The sequence below is a fragment of the Pedobacter alluvionis genome, assembly GCF_003664035.1.
GTDB classification, from domain to species: domain Bacteria; phylum Bacteroidota; class Bacteroidia; order Sphingobacteriales; family Sphingobacteriaceae; genus Pedobacter; species Pedobacter alluvionis.
Window position 1 is genome coordinate 356,546 of record NZ_RCCK01000013.1, and the last position, 24,080, is coordinate 380,625.

Annotated in this window: 22 protein-coding genes; 12 read left to right on the plus strand and 10 right to left on the minus strand. The window is 38.7% G+C overall.

Annotation, left to right across the window (positions count from 1 at the left end):
• Positions 1–79 precede the first annotated feature (79 nt).
• The 4 genes from BCL90_RS18295 to BCL90_RS18310 all read right to left on the minus strand — a co-directional run bounded on the left by BCL90_RS18295 (position 80) and on the right by BCL90_RS18310 (position 3,986).
• On the minus strand, positions 80–973 hold the full coding sequence (locus BCL90_RS18295) for a hypothetical protein (RefSeq protein WP_134380354.1): 894 nt from the start codon (positions 971–973) through the stop codon (positions 80–82).
• Positions 974–981: 8 nt separating this feature from the next.
• A complete protein-coding gene (locus tag BCL90_RS18300) occupies positions 982–1,221 on the minus strand; it encodes a hypothetical protein (protein WP_121285587.1) in 240 nt (79 codons plus the stop codon).
• A 355-nt stretch (positions 1,222–1,576) separates the two neighbouring features.
• Entirely contained in the window at positions 1,577–2,926 is a 1,350-nt protein-coding gene (locus tag BCL90_RS18305) for an ATP-binding protein (protein WP_121285589.1), read from the minus strand.
• Between the two features lie 844 nt (positions 2,927–3,770).
• Positions 3,771–3,986, minus strand: a complete 216-nt coding sequence (locus tag BCL90_RS18310) for a helix-turn-helix domain-containing protein (RefSeq protein WP_121286210.1) — start codon at positions 3,984–3,986, stop codon at positions 3,771–3,773.
• 307 nt (positions 3,987–4,293) lie between these two features.
• On the opposite strand from BCL90_RS18310, the gene BCL90_RS18315 reads away from it, so the two are divergent.
• Positions 4,294–4,905: a GIN domain-containing protein gene (locus BCL90_RS18315; protein ID WP_121285591.1), complete on the plus strand. Its 612-nt coding sequence runs from the start codon at positions 4,294–4,296 to the stop codon at positions 4,903–4,905.
• A gap of 6 nt (positions 4,906–4,911) precedes the next feature.
• Here the strand turns inward: BCL90_RS18315 and BCL90_RS18320 are convergent, their stop codons facing one another.
• On the minus strand, positions 4,912–5,160 hold the full coding sequence (locus BCL90_RS18320; RefSeq protein WP_121285593.1) for a hypothetical protein: 249 nt from the start codon (positions 5,158–5,160) through the stop codon (positions 4,912–4,914).
• 10 nt (positions 5,161–5,170) lie between these two features.
• Between BCL90_RS18320 and BCL90_RS18325 the strand changes: the two genes are divergently transcribed.
• From BCL90_RS18325 to BCL90_RS18375, 11 genes are all read left to right on the plus strand, one after another.
• A complete protein-coding gene (locus BCL90_RS18325; protein WP_166792085.1) occupies positions 5,171–5,449 on the plus strand; it encodes a serine hydrolase in 279 nt (92 codons plus the stop codon).
• Between the two features lie 353 nt (positions 5,450–5,802).
• Positions 5,803–6,414, plus strand: a complete 612-nt coding sequence (locus BCL90_RS18330; RefSeq protein ID WP_121285597.1) for a GIN domain-containing protein — start codon at positions 5,803–5,805, stop codon at positions 6,412–6,414.
• A gap of 332 nt (positions 6,415–6,746) precedes the next feature.
• On the plus strand, positions 6,747–8,252 hold the full coding sequence (locus BCL90_RS18335) for a serine hydrolase (RefSeq protein ID WP_121285599.1): 1,506 nt from the start codon (positions 6,747–6,749) through the stop codon (positions 8,250–8,252).
• Positions 8,253–8,604: 352 nt separating this feature from the next.
• The gene (locus tag BCL90_RS18340) at positions 8,605–10,143 is read left to right on the plus strand and encodes a hypothetical protein (RefSeq protein WP_121285601.1); all 1,539 of its coding nucleotides are present in this window, start codon (positions 8,605–8,607) and stop codon (positions 10,141–10,143) included.
• Between the two features lie 26 nt (positions 10,144–10,169).
• The gene (locus BCL90_RS18345) at positions 10,170–10,508 is read left to right on the plus strand and encodes a hypothetical protein (protein ID WP_121285603.1); all 339 of its coding nucleotides are present in this window, start codon (positions 10,170–10,172) and stop codon (positions 10,506–10,508) included.
• A 17-nt stretch (positions 10,509–10,525) separates the two neighbouring features.
• Complete coding sequence (locus BCL90_RS18350) at positions 10,526–12,169, plus strand: hypothetical protein (protein WP_121285605.1); 1,644 nt, start codon at positions 10,526–10,528, stop codon at positions 12,167–12,169.
• Positions 12,170–12,175: 6 nt separating this feature from the next.
• Positions 12,176–16,084 (plus strand): hypothetical protein, encoded by a 3,909-nt coding sequence (locus tag BCL90_RS18355; protein ID WP_121285607.1) that lies wholly within the window; start codon positions 12,176–12,178, stop codon positions 16,082–16,084.
• Between the two features lie 5 nt (positions 16,085–16,089).
• On the plus strand, positions 16,090–17,370 hold the full coding sequence (locus tag BCL90_RS18360; protein WP_121285609.1) for a hypothetical protein: 1,281 nt from the start codon (positions 16,090–16,092) through the stop codon (positions 17,368–17,370).
• A gap of 24 nt (positions 17,371–17,394) precedes the next feature.
• The gene (locus BCL90_RS18365) at positions 17,395–17,961 is read left to right on the plus strand and encodes a TerD family protein (RefSeq protein ID WP_121285611.1); all 567 of its coding nucleotides are present in this window, start codon (positions 17,395–17,397) and stop codon (positions 17,959–17,961) included.
• Between the two features lie 3 nt (positions 17,962–17,964).
• Positions 17,965–18,618 (plus strand): TerD family protein, encoded by a 654-nt coding sequence (locus tag BCL90_RS18370; protein WP_121285613.1) that lies wholly within the window; start codon positions 17,965–17,967, stop codon positions 18,616–18,618.
• 13 nt (positions 18,619–18,631) lie between these two features.
• Positions 18,632–19,342, plus strand: coding sequence for an OmpA family protein (locus BCL90_RS18375; protein ID WP_121285615.1), 711 nt, complete (start codon positions 18,632–18,634; stop codon positions 19,340–19,342).
• Positions 19,343–19,642: 300 nt separating this feature from the next.
• On the opposite strand, the gene BCL90_RS18385 is transcribed toward BCL90_RS18375, so the two are convergent.
• From BCL90_RS18385 to BCL90_RS18410, 5 genes are all read right to left on the minus strand, one after another.
• The gene (locus BCL90_RS18385) at positions 19,643–20,287 is read right to left on the minus strand and encodes a DUF6266 family protein (protein WP_121285619.1); all 645 of its coding nucleotides are present in this window, start codon (positions 20,285–20,287) and stop codon (positions 19,643–19,645) included.
• A 472-nt stretch (positions 20,288–20,759) separates the two neighbouring features.
• Complete coding sequence (locus BCL90_RS18390) at positions 20,760–21,533, minus strand: HNH endonuclease (protein WP_121285621.1); 774 nt, start codon at positions 21,531–21,533, stop codon at positions 20,760–20,762.
• A 913-nt stretch (positions 21,534–22,446) separates the two neighbouring features.
• The gene (locus tag BCL90_RS18400; protein WP_121285625.1) at positions 22,447–22,974 is read right to left on the minus strand and encodes a thermonuclease family protein; all 528 of its coding nucleotides are present in this window, start codon (positions 22,972–22,974) and stop codon (positions 22,447–22,449) included.
• Complete coding sequence (locus tag BCL90_RS18405) at positions 22,956–23,165, minus strand: hypothetical protein (protein WP_121285627.1); 210 nt, start codon at positions 23,163–23,165, stop codon at positions 22,956–22,958. Before BCL90_RS18405 ends, BCL90_RS18400 begins: the two co-directional genes overlap by 19 nt.
• A gap of 57 nt (positions 23,166–23,222) precedes the next feature.
• The gene (locus tag BCL90_RS18410; RefSeq protein WP_121285629.1) at positions 23,223–24,077 is read right to left on the minus strand and encodes a hypothetical protein; all 855 of its coding nucleotides are present in this window, start codon (positions 24,075–24,077) and stop codon (positions 23,223–23,225) included.
• Positions 24,078–24,080 lie beyond the last annotated feature (3 nt).

The window sequence follows — 24,080 nt, forward strand, 5'->3', positions numbered from 1 at the left end:
TATATAAAAATCGTTAATTATCAACACATTAGCAATGGTACATCCATTTATAAAATTAAAATCTGGGAAGCTAACGCATCTACAACTGTACATTTACAGAAAACTGCCAGTATTGTTGTGAATCAAGGCCTTTTAGTGGATTCGAACCTTTTTTAAATGCCAGCCCCAATGAAACCTGCTTTGTGGTTTTGTCGAGAATAAAAAAGTCTGCGCCTGCCTTAAGTAGTTCTGTTTTACGCTCACCTACTGAAGTGTTATCAGAAAATGCTCTTCTCAAAGTATACGAAAAACTTAACTGAAGTATTCTAGGTGCAATGGTATTGATCGGATCCGGATTTTTCTGGAGAAAGGATATTGCTCCCGAAAAATCAGCAGTACCTCTGAATATCGTTCCTTCGCGTTCTGGAAGTAATGATTTTAACACCTGCTGAATTTCTGTACCTATATTTGGCGTGAGCAGATAACCGAACCTGCTATCACCAAAATTGCCTGGAGCATTAAAACGGATCTTTCTTTTAGTGGAATAAGGGCTTAAATTTCCAACAAACACGATCGATCGGTCAGATTTTCTTCCGTCATCGACAAAAGTGAGGTTATGAGTGAGCATTACGTTAATTGGGTGTATGGTTGTGTAGTAAAGACCTGAATATCCAACCGAAAAGTTATCCTGTTCCTTCTCTATCATCGTATTTTTATGGTATTCCACGATTGCTTTCGCTGTATAATTTTTTAAGTACCCGAGGGTATAAGCAATTCCCCCATCAACGAGGTAGCTTTTTTCGCCCGATCTTGGAATTGTGAACATAAACTGGGCTGGTGTAACTTTGGAAACATCTTCATCAAATGTATTCCTGATGCTAATATCCTTTAATAAGCGATAAATCAGTACACTGTCGACCGGAACATTCTGTGCCCTACAGAGATAACAACATAGCATTATAGCCATGATTGTCAAGAGTGATTTTGTTTTCATATCTACAATTATTTGACCTTACCGATGCAATCACTCACAGTACTTTCTGGTGTAATACTTCCCGGCCTTATTATTTTTCCGGTAGCATGTCTGTTGGCTATAACCTGCAGGCTATCTTCCAGCTCCCGGCACATCATTTCGTTGTAGCCTATATCGCCTAAAATTGTTGTGCTTTTTAGCAAATCTGGTTGATCTGGTTTTCCGGCAATCCTTAGAATCTCGGATTTTACTTCATTTTCAATTGACATATAATTTAGTTTTAAGGTTTAATATGTCAAATTTACATCTGGGAATAAGGAATTTACAGGGTGATTTCACGTTACTTTGAAATCGTAGGATTATGAAAAATCAACCTAAATATCGCACCAAATTTAAAACACCAATTATTTATAAAAAGCTTAAAAACAGCACCTATTAGTGGATATACCACTGTCTATCGACCCTGCTTCGCTAAAAGATAGTTGTATTGTAGTGTGTTGATTGTCAGCGTATTGCGAATAAGATAAAATTGGTATAAGGGGTCAAAAAAATTGGTTAATCCAATTAAGCCTAAGATTTAGTCAATTTTAAATCTTTTGAAAAAAATCGTGTAGACTTGCTAATCTAGATTTGTGTTTTGAACCAGGTTAGGTAATTCTCGATTTGAGATACCAGATAATAAGGGAGATTCAATAGTTTGTATTTCTTGCCGCCGGGGGTAACGGCGTCAGTAATGTGCAGTAAGCCTGCATAAAATCGGATGGCCATATTATGTGGGGACAGATCCATAAACATATGCAAAGATTTTAATTTGCCTTCAGCTCCTGATTTCACTTCTACCGGAATTAATTGCCCTTCAAAAGGTACAACGTAGTCCACCTCCGCACTTGAAGTAGTTTTCTCCCGTACCCAAAAATGGAGTGCACTTAAAGATTTAAACTGTGTGGCTAATAACTCTTGACCAACCAAGTGCTCAATTAAGGTCCCTTTATAGACTTTATTTAAATCATCGGTTCCTAAAATCTCTGTCTGTATACCAGCAAAATAATTAAGCATTCCAGTATCCAGCACCTGAAGCCTTGGAGATTTCCGATAGTCTGGCAGCAAAGGCAGTTTTACATCACTTGACGGGTAAATGAGCTCAATTAACAGGGCCTTTTCCAGCGTTCTTAATGCTTCTCCCATATCCCTGGACCGGTAGGGCGAATTTCCGAAACCTTCAAACTTAATACGCTGACCGGCCTGTCCAAATGATGCCCTTATTGCATGACCTATATGTAAGGCCTGTGCATTTGTACCGGCATATTTCTCAACATCGTCCATATATGCCGTAATCAACGAATCGAAGATTGCTGACAACTCCAGTAGATCTTTATTTTTACTATACTCTTTAATAACTTCTGGCATTCCCCCTATAAGTGCATAGGTATGAAATAGCTGCATGAGTTTATCATGTGTAAAGGTTGGTGCGGGTACCTGTTGTAAATAATTTATCGCTTCCCGCTCATCCATAGCACTCAAAAACTCGGGAAAAGAAACAGGTCTTAAAACCATATATTCCACTCTTCCGACCGGAAAGCTAATGTTTTTATCAAATAACGTTTCGAGCATACTACCCGCGGCTATTACCGCAATCCCTGGTTGGTCTTCATAAAAATAACGTAGAATGTTTAAGGCCTCAGGCACTTCCTGTATTTCATCGATAAACAAAAGTGTATCGTTTCTTTGGGTAAGTGATTGATTTTTAATAAAGAACAAAGACTGCACGAGTAATTCGATCGTTGTGAACTCTTCAAAAGGCTTTCTGTCAACAGCAAGCTCGAGATTGAGATAGATGTACTGCTTAAATTTTTTTGAAAATTGCCCAACAACGGTCGTCTTACCTACCTGTCTAGCGCCTCTTATCACTAATGGCTTACGATTTGATTTGGTAAGCCATTTTTCTAACTCTGTAAATATTATCCTATCGAACATTTGACAAACTTTAATTCCTAAACTACTTGTTGTTACAAAATTAGGGTTAATTAATGAATATTTCGTCACAGAATTAGGGTTAATTAATTACTTTTCTGTCACAGAATTAGGGTGAATTTTATTAGTAATTGTAATAGAATTAGGGTAGATGCATGTGTTGTTGTTACTGAATGTTCGCGAAAATCATTTATTAATTTTCTTAATATTTTGTAGCTGGTTGTATTTAGATAATTTTTCTTGTGTTAAACGAATTCATTTCGTAAATTTGAGTGATAACATTTGAGCCCAATAACAGTCATTTTAGATGGTTAGTGAGTCGTAATTGTGTTTTGCAAGTAATTGTTAGTCAGTAGGTTGTTTAAATAAAGCTTGTTCTGGCTTCGTCGGGACCACTTCCTTAGATTCAAACCAGAACATTGTCGCGCAAATCGTTGATTTTCAAGACTTTGTTTTGGTTTTTATAACACATTAAGACTCGTTTTCGACCATTTTGAATGGTTAATTTTAGTGAGTCGAAAATTGACTGTTTTTTTGTAAAATACTGTAAGTCAGTAAATTGATTGAAATATCAAAACCAAAATTATTCCGAAATGTTCGGGTGCTGGATTTCTTTGTAAGGCATTGATTTACAGATCGTTCGACTGACGAACATCTTGATGACTCACTGGCTCAAATGTACATTTGTTTAATTTTAAATGTATCATTATAAGTTACAATTTTCATCTTTTATTCTATCTGAAAAGACCAAAAAATTTTATCAAGGGCGAGATGATGCCCATCTATTTACGGATTATCATACTTCTCCAGATATGCCGCAAGATTATCCGCAAATAATACTTTTGACCTAATCCACATGTCTATCCTCCATATTTGTTATGCCAACCTGTTTGCCAAACAATTCAAGTACTTGATTTACCTTATCTAGCCTTAAGGTCTGTTTTCCCTGCTCCAGTTCCCGAAGGAAACGGAGTCCCACCCCAGCTTTGAATGCCAATTCCTCCTGTGAGAGTTTAACCAGCTTGCGTTGTGTTTTTACAAATGTTGATAGTGGATTACTCATATCTATACCCTTATGGGTATAATAAACTGGAGTGTTCAAAAAACCAATCTGTTCATGATACGTGAACAAATAAATAAACTGAACATTACCACATTTTATAGGAAGCCGATAAAAAAACATAAGTATTAACACAATAGATAGATTTACGCAAATCTGGCTAGAGAATTCGCAACAGTTCGTCTAGAAATTACAGGCGTTGGTCTAGCGGTTACCGATGCTGGTATAATACAAGGTTTTTGCCTGCAACGTTTGAGGTATGGCTGCGTCTTAATAACAAACAAGAACAAAAACCTAAAATATAAAAGATATGAAAACTTTAGCAAAATCATTAATCGCAGCAGCATTAACAGCAGTAGTATTTACTTCATCAGCAATGGCAACTTTTGCCGCTGAGCCAGTTAAAACAGAAACAAAAACGTCTTCATTATCAAAATTCAACCGGATCTGGGTGAGCGGGAATGTTAAAATCGTTTTAACCCAGGGCGAAGAGCAAAATGTAGCCGGCGCCAGCAACTACGACGCTGCAAAAACCTCCGTATCAACTGATGGAAAAACCTTATTTATCAATTCATTAGAAACAAGTCAGGTAACGCTGAATATTACCGTAAAAGATTTAGAAAGAATTGAAGCTTATGGCCAATCGGTTGTGGTAACCAACAATAATTTTGATGTAAAATACCTTCAGTTATTTTTGGGTCAAAGTGCTACAGCGAAGATTAAAACAACAGCAGGCAGTTTATATACTATCGTTAAGGATGATGCGGTATTAAAATTAAATGGTACTGCTGGCCAAAGTACAATGATTGCAAGCAATATGAAAAACGTAAAATTAACTGACTTTGCCAGTCTTAAATCAGCATCCTATGCTTCTGAAGCGATCATGGAAGCGGAGCAAAATGCAATGGTTTTAGCCAAATAAAAAATATCAATCAGATAAGTTAAGGCTACCCATTTGGGTGGCTTTTTTTCGTAAAATCCTGCTAGGAAGATTTACACGCTTCAAAACGCCAATGGTGACTATGAGCACGGAAATGACAATTACCACTACGATCCACAAATTGATTTTGATGCCAGCTACATTTTTGAAGCTAGTGGCAAAGGTTTGGCTATCTGCAATACTCTTAACGTAAACATAAATTGTACCGATAAGTGAAAGAATGCCCAGTTCTGACATGTTAAAGTACATGGCTTTCCAGCTCAACGAAGAAAACCCTGCGGTTAAATTAGCCCACCAGCAAGCCTTTGGAAAAGTGGAAGATGGGGCAATTGCCCTGAACTGGAAAATCAAAAAAACGGGCACCGGTAAACGCAGCATCTCTCATACTGGCGGAAGCTTAGGCTTTAGCAGCTATATGGTCTACTACCCGGAATTGAGCTCAGGCATTGTTTTGCTTTCTAACCAGGCAGATCCATCCACCCAGAATGAACTGATAGCCCTTGCAGATAAAATTATAAATCCATAAATTAATTCCTCCCCTCCCAGGCCAGATTAGGTTCTTATATGAAAGTATACCTTATAGGGTATACTGAATACGAGAGTTAGAAGAGTCACTTTGTCCATAATCCGTGAACAACCAATTAAAATGCGCATCCCCATAATTTAAATTAAATAAAGCTGGCAACAAGGGATAAGTATAACCACATCCGCTGGGTTTATGCATTCAGCTTATACAATGAACACCCATTCGTCTACAAATTACAGGCGTTGGTCTGGCGGTTACCGATGCTGGTATAATACGAGGTTTTTGCCTGAAACGTTTGATGGACAGCTGCGTCTTAATAACAAACAATAGCAAAAACCTAAAATATAAAAGATATGAAAACTTTAACAAAAACCTTATTCGCAGCAGCATTAACAGCAGTATTATTTACTTCATCAGCCATGGCAACTTTAGCCGCTGAGCCAGTTAAAACAGAAACAAAAACTTCTTCACTATCAAAATTCAATAGGATCTGGGTGAGCGGGAACGTTAAAATCGTTTTAACCCAGGGCGAAGAGCAAAATATAGCCGGTGCCAGCAACTACGATGCTGCAAAAACTTCAGTAACAACTGATGGAAAAACCTTGTTTATCAATTCATTAGAAACCAGTCAGGTAACACTGAATATTACCGTAAAAGATTTGGAAAGAATTGAAGCTTATGGTCAATCGGTTGTGGTAACCGGCAATAATTTCGATGTAAAATACCTTCAGTTATTTTTGGGTCAGAGTGCTACAGCAAAGATTAAAACTACCGCAGGCAGTTTATACACTATCGTTAAAGATGATGCGGTATTAAAATTAAATGGTACAGCTGGCCAAAGTACAATGATTGCAAGTAACATGAAAAATGTAAAATTAGCTGACTTTGCCAGTCTTAAATCTGCATCTTATGCTTCTGAAGCGATCATGGAAGCACAGCAAAATGCAATGGTTTTAGCGAAATAAAAAATATCAATCAGATCAGTTAAGCTGCCCTATGGGCGGCTTTTTTGCTTTAAGGGGGTTGATTAAAAAATAATTCTGTATAATGCGTAACCATAACATAGTAAGTTTTAAAATGGGTATAGTTCGTTTTGTGATATCCACCCGTGAAACTTGGTTTTAAACCGCTAATTGTTATTTTTAACCTGCAGACTTATATGACTGTTGCCTCTTTATGATATTGTTCCTTTGGGGGGCATAAAAAGGAATCAACAAATCATAAAACCGGGCTTAAGTTGATCAATTATAAAACCAATAATCCTAAACTGTTCTGGATTACACCAAGATAATATTGTATGAAAAACACAGAAACAACCCATTTGGATAGCCTTAACAGAGCCAGTCAGCAATCCTATAAATTGACCGCCGCTCTGGTCTTGTTTTTTTTGGTTTTCATTGTTAACACTACCCTTGCGCAATCCACCGTGGAAGACCGGATTAAACAGGTTGAAAACGGACTCACTGAAAATATCCAGATTAGTGATTCTGCTCCTTTTAATTTGCTCGAGCGGATGAAACATTTTAAGGTGCAAGGGCTCAGCATCGCGGTAATTAAGGATTATAAGGTTGATTTTGCAAAGGGCTATGGTTTTGCAGATACAGAAAAGAAAATTCGGGTAAGCGATAAAACGCTTTTTCAGGCAGCATCAATCAGTAAATCGCTGAACAGCCTGGCCATCTTAAAGCTATTTAAAGACCGGGATCTGGATGTATATGCAGATATCAATACTTATCTCAAAAGTTGGAAATTCCCTTACGATTCCATTTCGAAGGGCAAGAAAATCAATATGGCAAACCTGCTCAGCCATACCGCAGGGTTAAATGTGCATGGCTTTGGCGGTTATGAGGCAGGTAAGCCGCTACCTTCTGTCATCCAGATTTTAAACGGCGAATCTCCGGCCAATTCCGATGCAGTACGTTCACTTTTTGTTCCGGGAACCCGCCAGGAATATTCAGGAGGGGGAACAACCATTTCCCAGCTGGTACTCACCGATATTACCGGAGAAAAGTATGAAAGCTATTTAAGGGAACAGGTATTAAAGCCGTTGGGTATGCTCAGCAGTACTTTTGCGCAGCCGCCATTGGGTGTAAGGGAGAAATTGCTGTCTGCAGGATACGATGGTGATGGAAAAGAGGTGAAAGGCAAATATCACATTTATCCGGAGCAGGCTGCTGCTGGTTTATGGACAAACCCCAGCGATCTGGCCAAATACATCATCGAAACCCAGCTTGCCTACCAGGGTAAATCGGCAAAGGTTCTCGATCAGCAGACAACAAAGTTACGCCTTAGCCCCTACATGAATAAAAATGGAGCTGCTTTTGGTGTTTTCGTGGAGGATTACAACGGAGTCAAATACTTTGGCCATGGTGCGGGCAATGCAGGGTTTACCGGCGGATATTATGGGAGCTTTGAGGGTGGAAATGGTTTAATCATTATGGTTAATTCAGATAACGGAGAAATCATTCAGGAGTTGATCAACAGCATTTCTACTGTATATGGTTTTAAGGGCTTAAGCAAAACCAAAAAGGTTACCCTTGCCGAAGTTCCAGAGCAGGATCTAAATAGTTATCCTGGTAATTATCAGCTTACTCCCCAACTTGTATTAACCGTTAGCCGCGAGGGTAAAAAGGTTTTTGTACAGGCAACCGGGCAACCCAGGATAGAGGCCTTTGCAGAAAGTAGTAATAAATTTTTCTTTAAAACGATCCAGGCAAGCATGGAGTTTGTAAAAGATCAGCATGGATTAATAAAAGAGATGATTTTTATACAAGGCCAGACCATTCATGCGAAAAAATTATAAATTCCTCGCCTGGATACAGGCAAGGAATTTTATTGTCTATTCTGTTTTTTTGTTTAGGTCGAAGTCGTGCAACCCAAGGTCTTTTAAATCATTAATGAAATCTCTACCATTCAAGTTTAGGGGATGTTGCTTAGCGCTAGTATACATTTTGAACGCATTAAACAGGTTATGTAGAGCAGAGTTAGCTTGAGGTGATTGGTTTGAATGCGCAAAAATGTAATGGTTTCTAAAAATTAAATCAAAATTTTATCGCCTTTAATTTTCCCTTTACGGTTTTCCGTAAGGATTGCCCTTGCCATGCTTATACTTTTGATCAACTAAACAATACTAGGAACATTAAAATTTATAAATTATGAAAACAGGCAATACCCTGAATTTTTTCAGGATAATGGGATTACTGGGCTTATTTGCAATTTCAGCATGTAAAGGTTCCGGAGGATCCAAATCAGAAGATCCGTTTGCTGCTGCAAATTTCAACTTTTATGATCAGGATTTAGGAAAGCGTATAGAAGCATACAATAAAGCCATAACTCTTGGCGATAATCCTAAAAGAGATACTCCGGCACTTTATATTGATTTTTCATCTGGTATCAATAAGGCTTTTAATGATCCTACAATTAAAAGTATGATGTCGTCCTGCTTCAACGCCGTTCTCGCTCAACAGTTTGAAGTTTACAAATTAGGTTCCAAAAAAATATCATTATTAAACGTAGCCAATACAACCGAATTGGGGCAACAGGTAAGCGACCCGAAGCAATACGCTGATATTTGGGCGCCTTTACAAGCTACAGTAGAGAAAATTGTTGCAGGCAACAACGATGCGCTCCTGATTACCGATTTTGAGGAGTGGCAAAATAACATAGAGGTGACCAATACGGCCTTTTTAAAAATCCCCTTCTCCAAATGGCTGGCAAAAGGAAATGCGGTCCATTTTTTTATTGCAGATTATAAAGAAGGAAAGGTTAATAAACATCTTTACTTTACCATATTCAGCTGTGGTAATCCTGATGCAGGAAGCATGATTTCAAAACTCGAATCAAAACTTTCTCCATCAACAACCAGATTTGATTTATCAAACAATGCTTATAAGCTATCTACAGCATATCCTTCAGAAAAATCAGGCGGTATTTTTTATGATGAAAGTGCAAAATCAGATAAGGCAAAAAATATCCTTGATTTAAAAGAGGGTTACATTAACGGCCTTAAAAACGGGTACAACTTTGAGTTTTATCCGCTTGGTTTAGATTGGAAAAACATCGATCAACTGCACACTACATACGCTGGCCAAAATCAATTTAACGATTTCTTCAGGAAACTTTTTATTGACCTCAGTAATGAAGATAGTTACACTTTCGGGAATTTCAGTGTAAAGGTTTCGGATGTAACTACCGATTTTGAAAATTTTGCCAAAGCAGAAGAAGCTAAGAAACACCAACCTAAATTAACCAAAGGAAATAATGGCGAGGCTAAGTTTTCTGATCAGGAAAAGGATGCAATTGCACTGGCATGTTACAATGCCGACGGGAAATTAAAAGAACAATGGATTTATAAAGCACAGGCAGCGAACCCAATAAATGAGGTTTTTACCTTAAATCAAACCCTTTTTGCCAATACCAGGGCATCTAACCCAAAACATATAGAATTTGGTGTTTCTTTCGACCCTAAATCCAGTGTAGCCAACATCCATAATCCAGAAGGGTTGATCAAGGTGGATATTTTATCAAACGCAGCTACTCCTAATCTACAGGGCGCCAAAATGGCCAAATTTGAATGGGTGAACATCAAAAATACTCCTAATACCGCTTTGTCAGAATCTATAAAAAACACCTTGCAGGAGCTTAAGCCCGTAGACAAAGTAGTGTACTCGTACTACATTAAAACTAAACAGTAATCTAAAATCATTAAAATAATTCTAAAATGGAATCAACGTCAGCTTACATCATCTCGATCATCACCGCATTAATCTTTCTTCTTTTATCTGCCATCATTGCAAACGCCATCAAGTTCGAAGGTGGGAGTAATCCTAAAGACCCACAGGCACGTAAAACCTGGTTTTGGGTATTGGCCATCATAAATCCGGCAGTCTGTTTTCTATTGGGCTATTATGTATTCAAACCAGATGCAAACATTATGGTATTGAATAATTATGTAACAGCCTTAAGTATTGGTACAGCTATCGGTTTTATGCTCTACATCATCATCGGTTTTGTAATGAGCAAAATATTTGCCACCGGAAAAATCGGACACTGGTTTTAATCCCTAATCAAACATCAATGGATAAATTATTCGTAATCGCCATAGGCGGTACCGGGATGCGCTGCCTGGAAGCTTTTACCCACTTGTGTGGAATCGGGATGTTCGACAATCAGGAAATCGAAATCCTCACGCTTGATACCGATCAAAATAACGGGAATAAAGGACGGGTTGAAGAACTGATCAGTCTTTATAACCGGATCAAAACAACCGGTACCAGTGTTGGCGGAACCCCAAATGCAAATACTTTTTTCTCAGCAAAACTGAATTTACACCGGTTTTTTACCAATTATGCTGGACCTGGAAGGGAAACCTACAAAAACATTAGTAAAATTACCACAGGCTCTCCCGAACAGCAAAAAGCCAATAAATTAATCTCCGATCTGTTTTTGGACAATGGCTCGGTACAGGAGTTTGCATTGGATCATGGCTACCGGGCCCAAACCCACCTGGGTTCTATGCTGATGTACCATGGTATTGTAGAAGCAGCGCGGAATATCATCAAAGGTGCGGCAGTACAATCGCAGGAGCGCGAACTGGATACTTTTATGGGTAAACTGGAAAGTGCCGGTGCAAATGCGAGGGTTTTCATTTTTGGGTCTATATTCGGTGGTACAGGTGCATCATCTATCCCGGTCATCCCTAAAGCACTACAGGATTTTGTAAAAATCCGCTCTAACGGAAATGCCAGTATCGATTTCGCCAAGGCCAAATTTGGTTCTACTTTATTAACAGAGTATTTCACTTTTAATAAACCCGATGATAAACAGAAAGCCAGCAAAGCGAATAGTGTAATCGCCGATTCATCATTTTTTCCTTTAAACAGTCAGGCTGCGCTGCAGTTTTATCAGAGCGACCCTACGGTTCAGAAGTGTTATAAGTTATTGTACCATATCGGCTGGCCGATAGAAAGCAAAAAAATTGATGGCAACAACATTTCCAATCAGACCATAACCGGAGGAAGCGAACAAAAAAATCCCTGTCACATTACAGAATTGTTATGTGCCTGTGCGGCATACAATTTCTTTACCCGGAATGATGGCTTTAACAGTGCAAAAGCCGATTACCTGTATAAAGCAGTAGAATTTAAAGATAATTCGTTCAATTTTTCTTTTGACGACTTTATAGGCAATGAAAATAAATCAGGTGAAATATTTGTAAATAAACTGGGTGCTTTTTTCTCCCTTGCACACATTTCTTTAACCAAAAATGGTGGTGCTTTTGATGATGCCGGTATAAAAGGTTTCATTAAACAATGTGAGAACCAAAAACTCAATCAGTACAGTACCATTACCGATGCAGAATGCAAAGATATAAACGAATACTTTAAACTCTTCGCCTACACATTCAAAGATGCCAAATTTATACCGGGCTGGCTTTACCAGGTGAGGAACTCCGTTGCCCCGGGCAGGTTCCTCTTTGATAGCAAGTCATTCCCTGATAACCCTTCCGAACTAAAAAAATTGGATGTTGGAACCATTTTCCTGGATGAAAAACACCATTGGAGTAAAGGAGGACTTTTTAGGGATCGCTATGATCTTTTTGTCGAAAAACTGATCAATACCAATCCTAAAGACGAGCAAAAAGTAAATACGACCAAGGAGAAATTCCTAGCGCACATTTTTAACGCACTTACCATTTCACAAAACTTCGATATAAACTAAAGAACCATGTCTGATAAAAGAATCAAAGCACTGGCGATAAAAGTTCATCCCAAAACAGAGCCGAACGGCGTCGAATTTGCCTGGGATAAAATTCCCCAGCTTGAAGTATTTACAAAAAACATCCTGATACCCGAAATCGCTGTTGATCAGGACGGAAATTCTGCTGTTAATATCGGAACAATTGTATCTGGTATACCTTCTGTATTTGCCCGGGCCAATTTATTCAAAAATGCCATAGATAATATCCGCGATAAAGAAGCTGAAGCATCAGGTTTAATGTTATTCTATAAATCCCTGATCAGTGAATGGAAAGGATTGATCAGTTGTATAGCCTTAAACTATAAAGATATAGAAGTGAATAGGATTCATCTATCTTATTCGGACGGCGGCCATTTAAATACAACAGAAAATATATACGAACCCACTGGTGCATTTGGCAATATGTTATTCGAGCGAAAACCCTTATGGTGTGATCAATCTTTAGCAAATAATGCAGATAAAATACCCTTTATTGATGTAATGTCTTTTAAGGGTAACGTTATTGGCGGAACTTCACCTGATAGCTTTGTTTTTACTTCGGTATCGTACCAGATTAAGGAAAAATTCCCTTTCATCAACGTGCAGAACGGAAAATTTATCGATCCTTTACAATCTGAGATTAATCCGCAGGAACTTTTTACACTGTATGGTTACGCGAAACACATTCTGGATAATATTGAAAGGTTCAGGTTAAATTATGCCGGAGTAGAAGAACTGATCAGACCTGAATATGGAAATATTTCGACCTGTATCCAAGCCTGGATGAACGATATGGTTATTTATCAGCAGGCAAAGGGATATCCAAAACTTGATAAATCTACATCACCCGAAGTTGGCTCTTTATTCAATTATCCTTTTGGCCTGCTTTTCAATTATTCAACAGAATTATACGGTTCGGAGGGGATTATCTATAACGAATTGAAAGAAGGAAGTATCCTATTCGATCCGAAAGATTTACTGCTTCCGGATACTACCGAGATTGCCCAGATCGATTTTGGCAGGGAAGGTATGGGAACCCGGAACTTTCTAAAATCAAAACCCATATTGCTACTGGCCGCCGAAACCAAAGGCCAGCTGAACAGCTATGCTTATTTTACCCTGCCATTAACGCCAATGGCCCTAAATGTTTTTGGTGCTACGCTTGACGCATTGGTGGGCATTTCAGAATCATCAAACGTAAAATCACGGATTACCGCCATTTACGACCCCACGGATAAAGACGGCGAACGCTTGATCGTTCAGTTAAAACTATATACCGAAACCGGAAATGAGATTGTAAAAGAGGTAATTTACAGGGTAACTTCCGAATCGATAAGCGGTAAAGACATTTTAATGTGGCCTAATTTTATATCCAAACAATGGAACCGATATTTTCTTTATTCAGAAATACCGCATAACGACGCTAAGTTTCAGGCTACGCCATTTATCGGAAATGTTGATGATGATTTTTTCAGGATAGTTTTAGATGAGAATGGTGTTCCTTTATACCTCGCCAATAACGGAAAGGCGGCAGTAATCTCCGAAAAATACGGCAACATTAAAGCGCAGTTGCATATCGCATCCAATAACGCGGTGGCCGACAATAAATACAAATACGAGATATACGAAAGCAATAAACCTTTTAAAGGCGTAAAATTTGCACATGCAGGGGTTGATTGTGGTTTTGGGATTATCCGTTATGATGGATCGGGCAATACACAGGCTTTACCGGTGAATATGTTAAACGCGCCAAGAACATTGTCGCCAGCCTTTTTGGGTGTCGATTTTGGCAGCACAAATTCCTCTATTGCTTATTTTTCTGATCAACGGAATGAGGTTTGCGAAAATTTAAAACTGACCAATAAGAGGGTATCATTGCTGGCCAGCGATAGCAAAAATAATGACGAGAGGCCTGCAGTGGAAGATGAGATTTTCTTCTTTCAGAACGACGAAATCCTGACCAATTCCATCAAATCTGTTTTAACCATCCACGATTCTAGAAGAGTGGTGAACGACGGCAACATCCAGGTCAATTCATTAATGGCGCAGGCGGTAAAAGGTGGTTTTCCATGTTTTGAAAAAAACCTACCCATTGAAAATGCAGAAAACAACCGATACATTTTAGGTTATAACCGGATTGGCAGGGCAGAGCTGGTGTACAATATGAAGTGGTCTACCCAGCAGATTGACAAGAGTTACAAAACCGCCTATTTAAGTACCTTACTGCTTCATGTGTACGCACAATTGTTTATCGAAGGCCATGAACCACATACTTTAAAATGGTCGTACCCCTCATCTATGGGGAAAGAATTATTAAGCGAATACAGAGGGATATGGGACTCGCTCAAAGAAATATCACCAATTGAAAGCAACGTTAAATTAAAAACCTTCCCTCCTTCTGATCTTTCCGATATCGGCGACACATCGGGCAGCAGCAGCTGGGGATCTCAGGTAGCTCAATCGGGTGGCTGGGGCAGCCAGGCTTCAGCACCTGTAGCCACAACACCGGCATGGGGTGCAACAGAAACGGTCAATAGTGGCTGGGGCGAGCAACCTAAAGCAGATGTTGCTACAGGATGGGGAAATGAGGCTAAAAAAACACTTACAGCGGTAGATATCAAAACGGAAACCGGTCCGGTAAGGTTCGATTTCAAAAAGTTAAGCAACGAAGAGTCCTTATCCGAAGCCTGCGCCGTAGCCAATTACCTGGTGCGCCCAAATGGGGGGTACTCTATTAATCCAGGAGAGTTGGTACTCTGTTTCGATATCGGTGGCAGTACAACAGATATTACCGCATTGTGCTCAATGGAAGGTGGAAAGGCAATGATCAAACAGAACTCGATCCGTTTCGCTGCCGAACGTGTGGCACAGGCTACTAAGTTTTCTCCAAATTTTAAAAATGTGCTACTCAGGATATGCGAAAAGAAAAAAATATCGATCCAGGGCTTAAATTCCGGTACACCTAAATTTAACGAAAATACCGCTCCCTATTATTTCGAACAGGTTGTTGACCGTTTAGAAGCCTCAGATTTTGAAACTTTTTACCTTTTAATCGCTGCCGAATGTAAGGAAATGATGAGCATTAACCTTTACGTTACCGGTTTGATCATGTTTTACGCAGGTCAGCTGGCTTATAAATTAAGGAATGAAATTGTAAAATCAGAAGATGCACCACCAGCAGTTAAAGCCATTCCACCAAAAATAAAAATTGCATTTGCAGGTAAAGGGGCAAGGATATTCGATTGGTTTACTGCAGTAAATCCGGCCGCAGCAGATGATTATTATACACAGATGTTTATCAGGGGAATGGGTGGAGAAGCAGTAGCCAAACAAACTATTAGTCCGATAACCACCAGTCCATTAAAAATAATCGATATCAATTCGCAGCGCGGAACAGACAATGCGGATGTTAAATACGAAGTATCTAAAGGTTTGGCCATCCCAACCAATATCACCAGCATTTTGGTGCCGACAAACAAACAGGCCATCGAGATATTAGGTGAAGATAATTTCTGTGTGGTTACGCCAAATGGCGAATTTAAATACCTGGAATCAACTAATTCCATTACCCCTGAAATGCTGGAGCACATTGGCAATCATTTTATCTGTTTGCCGCAGGAAGGTAAATCACACTGCCCAAGGTTTATGGATTTTGCAGACCTGTTTTATAAGGTCTCATCGAGCATGTTCGGTTTAAAAATGAATGCAACAGATTTTATGGCGGGTTTTCAGGATATGAACATCGAAAACTACATCAAAGGCGAGCCGGATTTTATTAAAGCGCAAAAGCGGAAACACGATGATCAGAAAGATTTCGATTATGTGGCGCCAATCATCATTCTGGAAGGAATGAAATTCTTTGAAAAACACTTGCTTAAGGGCATTCAAAAACAATAGTGAAGATGAAATTCTGCGTATTAGCAAAAATATCGAAGCGGACAGTTTCTTTCTGGTATCAATCAGACAGTAACCCTTATGCTCCATTAAAAATGAAGGAATCGAATGAAATTCCTTTATACTTTTACGTAAATGGCAACGATTTTATTTTTGGGGCCGCAGCGAGGGAACGTTTCTATAAGAATGATCCGTATGCTTATGGTAATTACTTTGAAATTGTAAAGGATCCCAGTAAACACTTTATTATTTACGGCAACCAAAAGCCTGTTAAACAGCTGTTTTATTACGGGATTGAACAATACCTGTCGCACTTTTTAAATACGGTAATATACAAAGCCGATTCTATCGAATCGTACAGGCAGCAGTTCCCTTTACGCTTTTTATTTGATGATGATATTGAAGATAATGAAAAATCGCTTATCGAAACCCTGTTCCAGGAAGCCGGTTACTTTAATTTAGACCGCGTTGGATATAACCATACACTTTTTAATATTCTGACTCAAAAACAGGTACTGCCAAACAATAAGGCTATCCTGCTAATGAATGGTATTGATGATGTACTTTATTTAAAACTTTATAAAAATAGTAAGGCCAACGTGCTGGGTTCAGCCAAACTGGTAGGTCAGGGGGCAGATCCAAGGGTAAAAATATTGGCCGATATGATTGTAGAATACATTATCCTCCAAAACTCTTATCTGTCGATTAATAAAGAGAACGAAATTTCTTTTCTGCTGCCGTTCTGTGCAGGTTTACTTCAAAATATCAATCCGATTATTAATGGTGAGGCTGAACTATCCGACGGAAATCGGTACTGGTTTAATGTAAGGGAAAGAAATTTGAACGACAGGCTTCATTATTATGCCAACGATGGAATGATTTTTACGGCAATAGACGATCTGTTGAAGGTAAATAACTTATCGGTAGATGATGTGATGATCTTGCTTGGATCAGAAGAAATCAACACACTTTATTTTACCGAAAAACTGCTTAAAAAATATCACCATGTTATCGCATTACAGCCACTGGATGTTAAAGATACTATGCAGTCTGTTTTTCAGGAAATTGCCAGTACCAATTACAGTGTAAAAATAAAAGCCCCTGCTGCAGCACCGGTAATGACAAGGCCTCCGCTACCAACCCCTAAATCACCACCGCCTTTGCCACCAAAAAAAGAAAGTAGCGCTCCAAAATCTGTGAATATTCCCAGGCTACCCGAATTAAAAGTACCGCAAAGCACAAAAAATAATTCAGTAAAACCACCACCGCTACCTCCAAAAAAAAGTTAGACGCATTAATTAAAACATAATAAAATGGCTATACAAATAGAAAAAAGAAAACCCGTTTCCCTGATCGGGGAAGAACCGGGCTTAAATCACCTCATTGCAGGCCTGGGCTGGGATACCGCTGTTGTAAACGGGCACCCGGTAGACCTCGACCTCTCCGTGTTTATGCTGGGCGAAAACGGCAAACTCCTTGCTGATGAATACTTTGTTTTTTATAACAACAACACGAGTCCCGATGGTTCTACCCATTACCCGGGCGATAGCAGGGGTGGCGAAGGTGACGGAGACGATGAGGTAATCCATATCGATTTATCCAAAATAGACCCAAGGGTGGAATTCTTTTATTTTGCGGTAACCATCGATCAAAGTGAAGAAAGAGGCCATCATTTTGGCAATGTTCAAAACTCTTATATCAATATCAGGAACCATGCCGATAAATCGGTTCTGTGCCAATATATGCTTAAGGAAGAATTTACAAATGAAGATTCCCTGATGATTGCCTCTTTATCCAGAAATGGCGGCGAGTGGAATGTAGAGGCCCTTGGCCAGGCTTTTTCTGGTGGCCTTAATACATTAATAGAATTATATCAATAAAAGATGAGCAGTTTTAACTTAAATAAGGGAGACCGGTTTTCCCTTTCAAAGGCAGCGCCTGGACTTACCATTGTAAAAATTGGAATGGGCTGGGATCCTAACGAGCAACCGGGAGGACCAGAATTCGACCTCGATGTTTCGGCCTTTTCGATAGACAGTGATTTTAAAATCCCTTCTGATTCTTACTTTACCTTTTACGGGCAGATCAGGATGGGTAATAAAATTGAGGATAAGATAGAAAAAGGCCTATTTAGGCCGTTTACTGAAGACGGGGCAATTATCGGTGCCATTGATGATCCGGATGGAACCAGAAGTGATGGCGACGACGATGAAGATATGTTTATCGATTTATCCAAAGTCAGCGATAAAATTGAACAGATTATTATATGCTGTACAATCTGTAAATACCCGCATGACAATAAAAAAGACAGGAGAACATTAGACCTGAATTTTGGAAAAGTGAATGATTGTTACATCAGAATCGTTGACGAAAGTAATGGTTCGGAAATATTGCGTTACGACCTCAAAGATCAATATACCAATGAAGATGCTGTAGAATTTGGGCGTTTATTCCGTGTTGGCGATAGCTGGGAATTTGAAGCAATGGGCAGGGCGCACACCGGTAGTTTACAGACTTTAGTTGATATGTATACCTAAACAATAAAAAATTATGGCATTTGATTTAAATAAAAACGATGGTTCTAAAAAGGAACCATCTAAATTTGATCTTTCTAAAAGAGAGGTTGAGAACCCAGCTCCAAAGTCACGGGCGTGGTTAGTTGGGTTGTTTGGGATATTAATTGTTGGTGGTGGTATCTGGTATTATGCATCTAATAAAACGTTAAATACTGTTGCAAAAGAACCCATCCAAAATGTTTCTTCAGATTCGGCTGGCGTGGCTACCGCCATAACACTGGCAAAAGAAAAAGTTGATAGTACAGACACAACAGCTGCGCCGATAAAGGCTTTAGGAACCGAAGAAAAATCAAACAAAAAAGACAGTCCGGATGATGTTTCGCCTAAATTAGAAACTGCAACACTCAAAGCATTAAATCATAGGGTACCGGTAACATTTGTTCAAGGTTCATCATCTTTTGCAAACACCAACAAAACTTTAATCAAACGCATTGTCGCTTATTTGATCAAAAACCCTGCGGCATCCATCCATATTGATGGTTATGCAAGCAGTGATGGCCCCTTGGCAGTAAACCAACAGATATCGCAGGCGAGGGCCGATGCATTCAAAAATCATTTAACGGCATTAAATATTGAAGCAAGCCGGATAAGCACCACAGGAAAAGGTATTGAAAATCCGATTGCCTCAAATAACACCAATGCTGGAAGAAAAAAGAACAGGCGTGTTGAAATTACATTGCTATAAGTTAACCATTTAAGAAAAACCTGTGGCAAAAAGACGCATAAAGAAAACAAAACAAAGGGGTTTTAAGGAAATCTTGATCTTATTGGGGATGCTGTTTAGCAGCATCCTTTTTATTATCAAAATAATTATCGGACGCATTGGCTGGTTAGAAGTTTTTGCTCCTGTGACCATTGTATTTTTGATCCTTTTCCTTCTCTCGGTATTAAAAACGGCATTGAGGAAAGTGTAGATCAAAAAACAAAAAATTAATAAACCCTGCTCCAACCGGATATAATCGCAACTTAGGGCAGGGTTCATGGGTTAAGCCTGAGGCATGGTAAAACTGCCCAGGTATTGACTGTTAGACACCACATTGTTTTCGCGCTTAACGGCAAAGGCCCAGCCATAAAACACATCGCCGGCAAAGGTATTGCCTACAATTGCCGTGTAGGTTAAAGCTGCCCGTTGTGCTGCTTCATATACGAGATGCATTTTTTTAGTATCGTTAAATAATACCACCATTAGCATATCATCGTCGAAAGCATCGTAACGGTTCGTAATGCACTGCCAGATGAGTACAAGATTGATACCCTGTAGGGCAGCACTTAAACCATGAAATTCGGAGAGCGAACCTTTGCTGAGTACGATCTGTGAAAAATCGATTGCAAAATCAGGATAATCGCCAACAATCGCGTTGTTTAAAAAAATCTTTACCGCAGCATTGTAACCGGTAGTTTTGTTGAGCTGTTTATCTTTGAAACCAATATTTAAAATGTCTTTAATTGGGCTGAGGTAAAGTGGAGCGAGTGCAAATTTACGCCGTTGTGCCAGTTGGAGTTCAGAACCTTTCTTATTGCTTTTTTTCGGCATACTTTTAAGGTAATCTACTCCACGCCAGTTGCTGCCCACAATACTGCCTGCTTTACCTGAGAATGCACCATTGGTGCCTTTTGAATACACTGCCATGATCAGTTTTTTAAGTGAAAAAATGTTTGTTCAAAAAAGGATTTCTGTTTATATCGGTACGTTTAAATCCATGCTCAAACCTAGCTGCCTGGCGGCATTTGCACGTTATTTTGGACTTAAATGAGCTAAATTGAACTAAAACCCGCCGGTTTTGAGCCATAATGGACCATCGGTGTTCTGCAGGGCGTTGCAAAAAACGAGGCGCAGGTGGCACACTGCTTCAGGGCAGCATAACCATAAACAGTGTTGTCGTTTAGCCAAAACAAAGCCTGGCTTTACCTTTTAGGTAAACAAAAGGTAAAGGATAGGTAACCGTAGGGTAACCCTGGGGTAAGCCTGGTACCTGGAACAGGTAAACAACAGGTAAAGCTGGGGTAATTAAATGCGGCCAAGTATCTGCAATAACATCTTAGATCTTTAAGCGAAGTAACTGCTTAAAGGAGCTTTCTCATTTTCAACAAGGCACTTTGAATTAAAACTTAAACCTAAATTCATTATGATATTTTAAAAATTCGATATCTGGAAGAAACTTAGAAGGTAAAATGATATCCTTATTATCAAGTTTCAAGAAGTAATCTTCGATTGACCTTGATTCCTTTTGCTTAAGTAAAGATGGCGAAATCTTAATTTTATAATCAGGTGTAATCGTAATCAAACCGCTTTCAAAAGCTTTATCATGTAAGGCATTTATCGCAATTCCATTTTGAGGATTTAGCCTATTTTTTTCATCAACACTCCAAGGTTTAATGTGTCCAGCAACTAAAAGTTCTGGCTGGGTAATTCCAGTTATGCAACAGGTATTGTTATACGATGCTAAAATGGAGCTTCGAAAGAAAGATTGATTGACCCTAACCTTTACCAGTTGTTCCCTCGTTAGCCCCTCTCGACGTAGCTCGGTTTCCGGAATATGGTTGAGTATTTCAACTGTGGTATGCTGGAAGTTTGCCAATAGTTTTTCACTTTCATAAGGCAAGAGATTCCAATTGTTGTAGAATTCGTTCCAAATCTCTGCATCCAGCTTACTTGCATTAGCCGCACCTTTAATGCCTCGGACTTGCAGACTTGGATCGAGGCTAGCGAAATTGACCAATTTATATGCTACCGCGCTTACCGTTCTACCTATAAGGTTTGAAAGTTTTATAATTTCTGGATTAGAATTATGTAATCTACCGAATGGAAGTTTGCAATATAAATTGATCGCAAGTATCAACTCTTCCCTTGTCCATAGTTTCTGCCCTGTTTTCATATTGTATTATCAAACTCCAAAATGAATTCAAAACTACATTGTATGTCTAAACAAATGTGCCTTTGAGATATATTAAAGTCTTCTAATAGTTTGCTTCTATTTCCACACCTTGGGCATGTTGTTGGTTGGTCAGATGCTAAAAATATTTCAATCATTTGTGTTTTTTACCATCGGCAATATAAGAGTTAGTGATCACAGGCCAAAAATTTTGTTTGATTAGTAATGATGAAAATAGAAAACTAATGGTTAGCTGTTACCGAATTTAAAGAATATTCTCTATTGTTGGCATAATAGATATGTTGCAGCTGATGATCCCTTTTCACGAGTACTTATCTATAAACCTGTTAACAGCCAGTTTTAATAACACTGCTGCGGCCTATATGTTTTATTGGTTCCTCTCCATTTTAGAAGAGGTAGAAGATGGTCAATACCATATCCCAAAGCAAAGATTATTTACTGGGATGGTTGCCTCCAGTTGGTAAATTGCAGCCGTTGAAGGGATCAGTATCAATGAGGATCATAACAAGATCAAGAAACGATTGATTGGTCGCAATTCGTTGCGAACACAACCACTATTATGGCGTTTTAATAGCAGGTCCCCTATTGTTTTTTAAGCCTATACACGCGACTTTATTCGCCTTTGAGCACTGGCTATAATACAAATGGTTAGAAAAAGTAAAAATAGACACAAAAGTCTAATAACTAGCTTATTATTGCCTAAAAAATATAAGTCATTACTTGTTTGTAACATTTCAATTCTTTTCATAAACTTGAAAGGTAACATTTGAGCTAAGAAACGATCACTTTTAATTTAGTGAGTTGGTCTCATGTTTATTAGTAATTGTTAGTCAGAAAATTATTCAACTAAACGTGTTTAGTATAGTCGTGCCGGATTGATGATGGCTTCTTATGACTACTTTGCCAAACTATGCTTTGTTTTCCGCCATTCCCAGGGCGCTACCGCATTGGCCTCTTGCCATAAACCTACTTTATTTTTCCTTGCGTTTATCTCCAATTGAGCATACAACGGATCGCTTGAATATTTTTTAAAATGCCAGGCCATGCCCAGTTTAAGCATTTCCTGGTTAAGCACCTGTTTTTTATCGTTAATCACTACGGCGATCAATCTTTTATAGCGGTCGTATTTTTGGCCCTGAACCGTTACCATTCGTCCAAAACATAAATCGGACAGGGCTTGTTTGGCTTTAGTACCAAAAGGCTGGTGGCCACGTTTCTCGGGGCAATCGATATGCGCCAAACGGATTTTGATGGGCTGGTTTTGGTATAATACTTCCATGGTATCGCCATCCATAATGCGGATCACTTTGGCAGTAAAGGAAAGGTGGGAGTTGTTTAAAGGTTTGCTCTCGCCTGGCTGGATGAAACAGCTTTGCAGTGTTAATAATAATAAAACCAATAGACTTACTTTTCCCACTTGCATAATACTTTTCCGTCTTTTTTGGCTTTGTCTATATCTACTTTTACAATTTTATAGGAACAACTACTTAAACCACGACAATCTGAGGTAATGTGGTATTTTTTAGCGCCAGGACTGTTGCAAATGTACACGGTTGTGTTTTCTTTACAAGTAATGTTGATAACGAAAAAAATTAATAAGGAGAGGATTTTCATGATGAGGGAATGATTTAATAAAAAATAAGAGGATTTAATCTTTATTTATAAATTGGATTATGGTTTTCCTTTAATGAAATTATCAATTACAGGCGCTAAATTGGCTGCTAAATCAGTTGGCCTTAATTCATATTTCTTAACCTTCATCGCTTTAAACCAATCTGCCCAGTATTGTTTAATGACATCTTCTTCGTAAGGGTTTTTAATGGAGGGATTGATGCCTAAAACAATAATTTCAAGTTCTTTTAAATTATAGGGGAAGGCAATAAAACCAAGATTGTTTTTCTTCATGACGGCTTGGTAACTTGCAGCGTTGAGTTTTTTCGAACGGAGAAATTCCGGAGTAATATAAGAGCTTTTACCGCCATCCACGATAATGCTATTCGCATGATACATGTAACCATCGGTTAGTATAACTAAAATATTCCGATGCCCGGGTTTAATGCAATAATCCTGAACATTGTTTTTGAAGAACTTCCAGATATCGGAGCCTATATAACGACCATATTTAATAGTATGCTGATAGATTTTTGAAGAGATCTGTGTGTACGTGTTATCTACGCTTAAAATGTCTTTTTTACTTGTTTTTGGATTAAAACTAACTTTTAACTGTTGACTCAGTTGATTGATATTCGGAATTTTAGGTATTGGATCAAAGAAAACCTGCATCTGATCATTCAAAAGCATCATCTTTTTCTCTTTTACATGGTTTACAAAAGCTGTTTCTATCGATTTTATGTAGCCTAAATCTCTCTGATAAAGATCAGGATTCTTTTTAGGATCTATCCGATCAGATAAATCCAGTAAAAAGCTAATATTGAGATTCTGTTGCGCTGGTTGGGCTTTACCCTCTTTAGCAAAAGCAGCTGTAATTAAGAGCGGTATTAATATTTTTAGTAATGTTGACTTCATGAT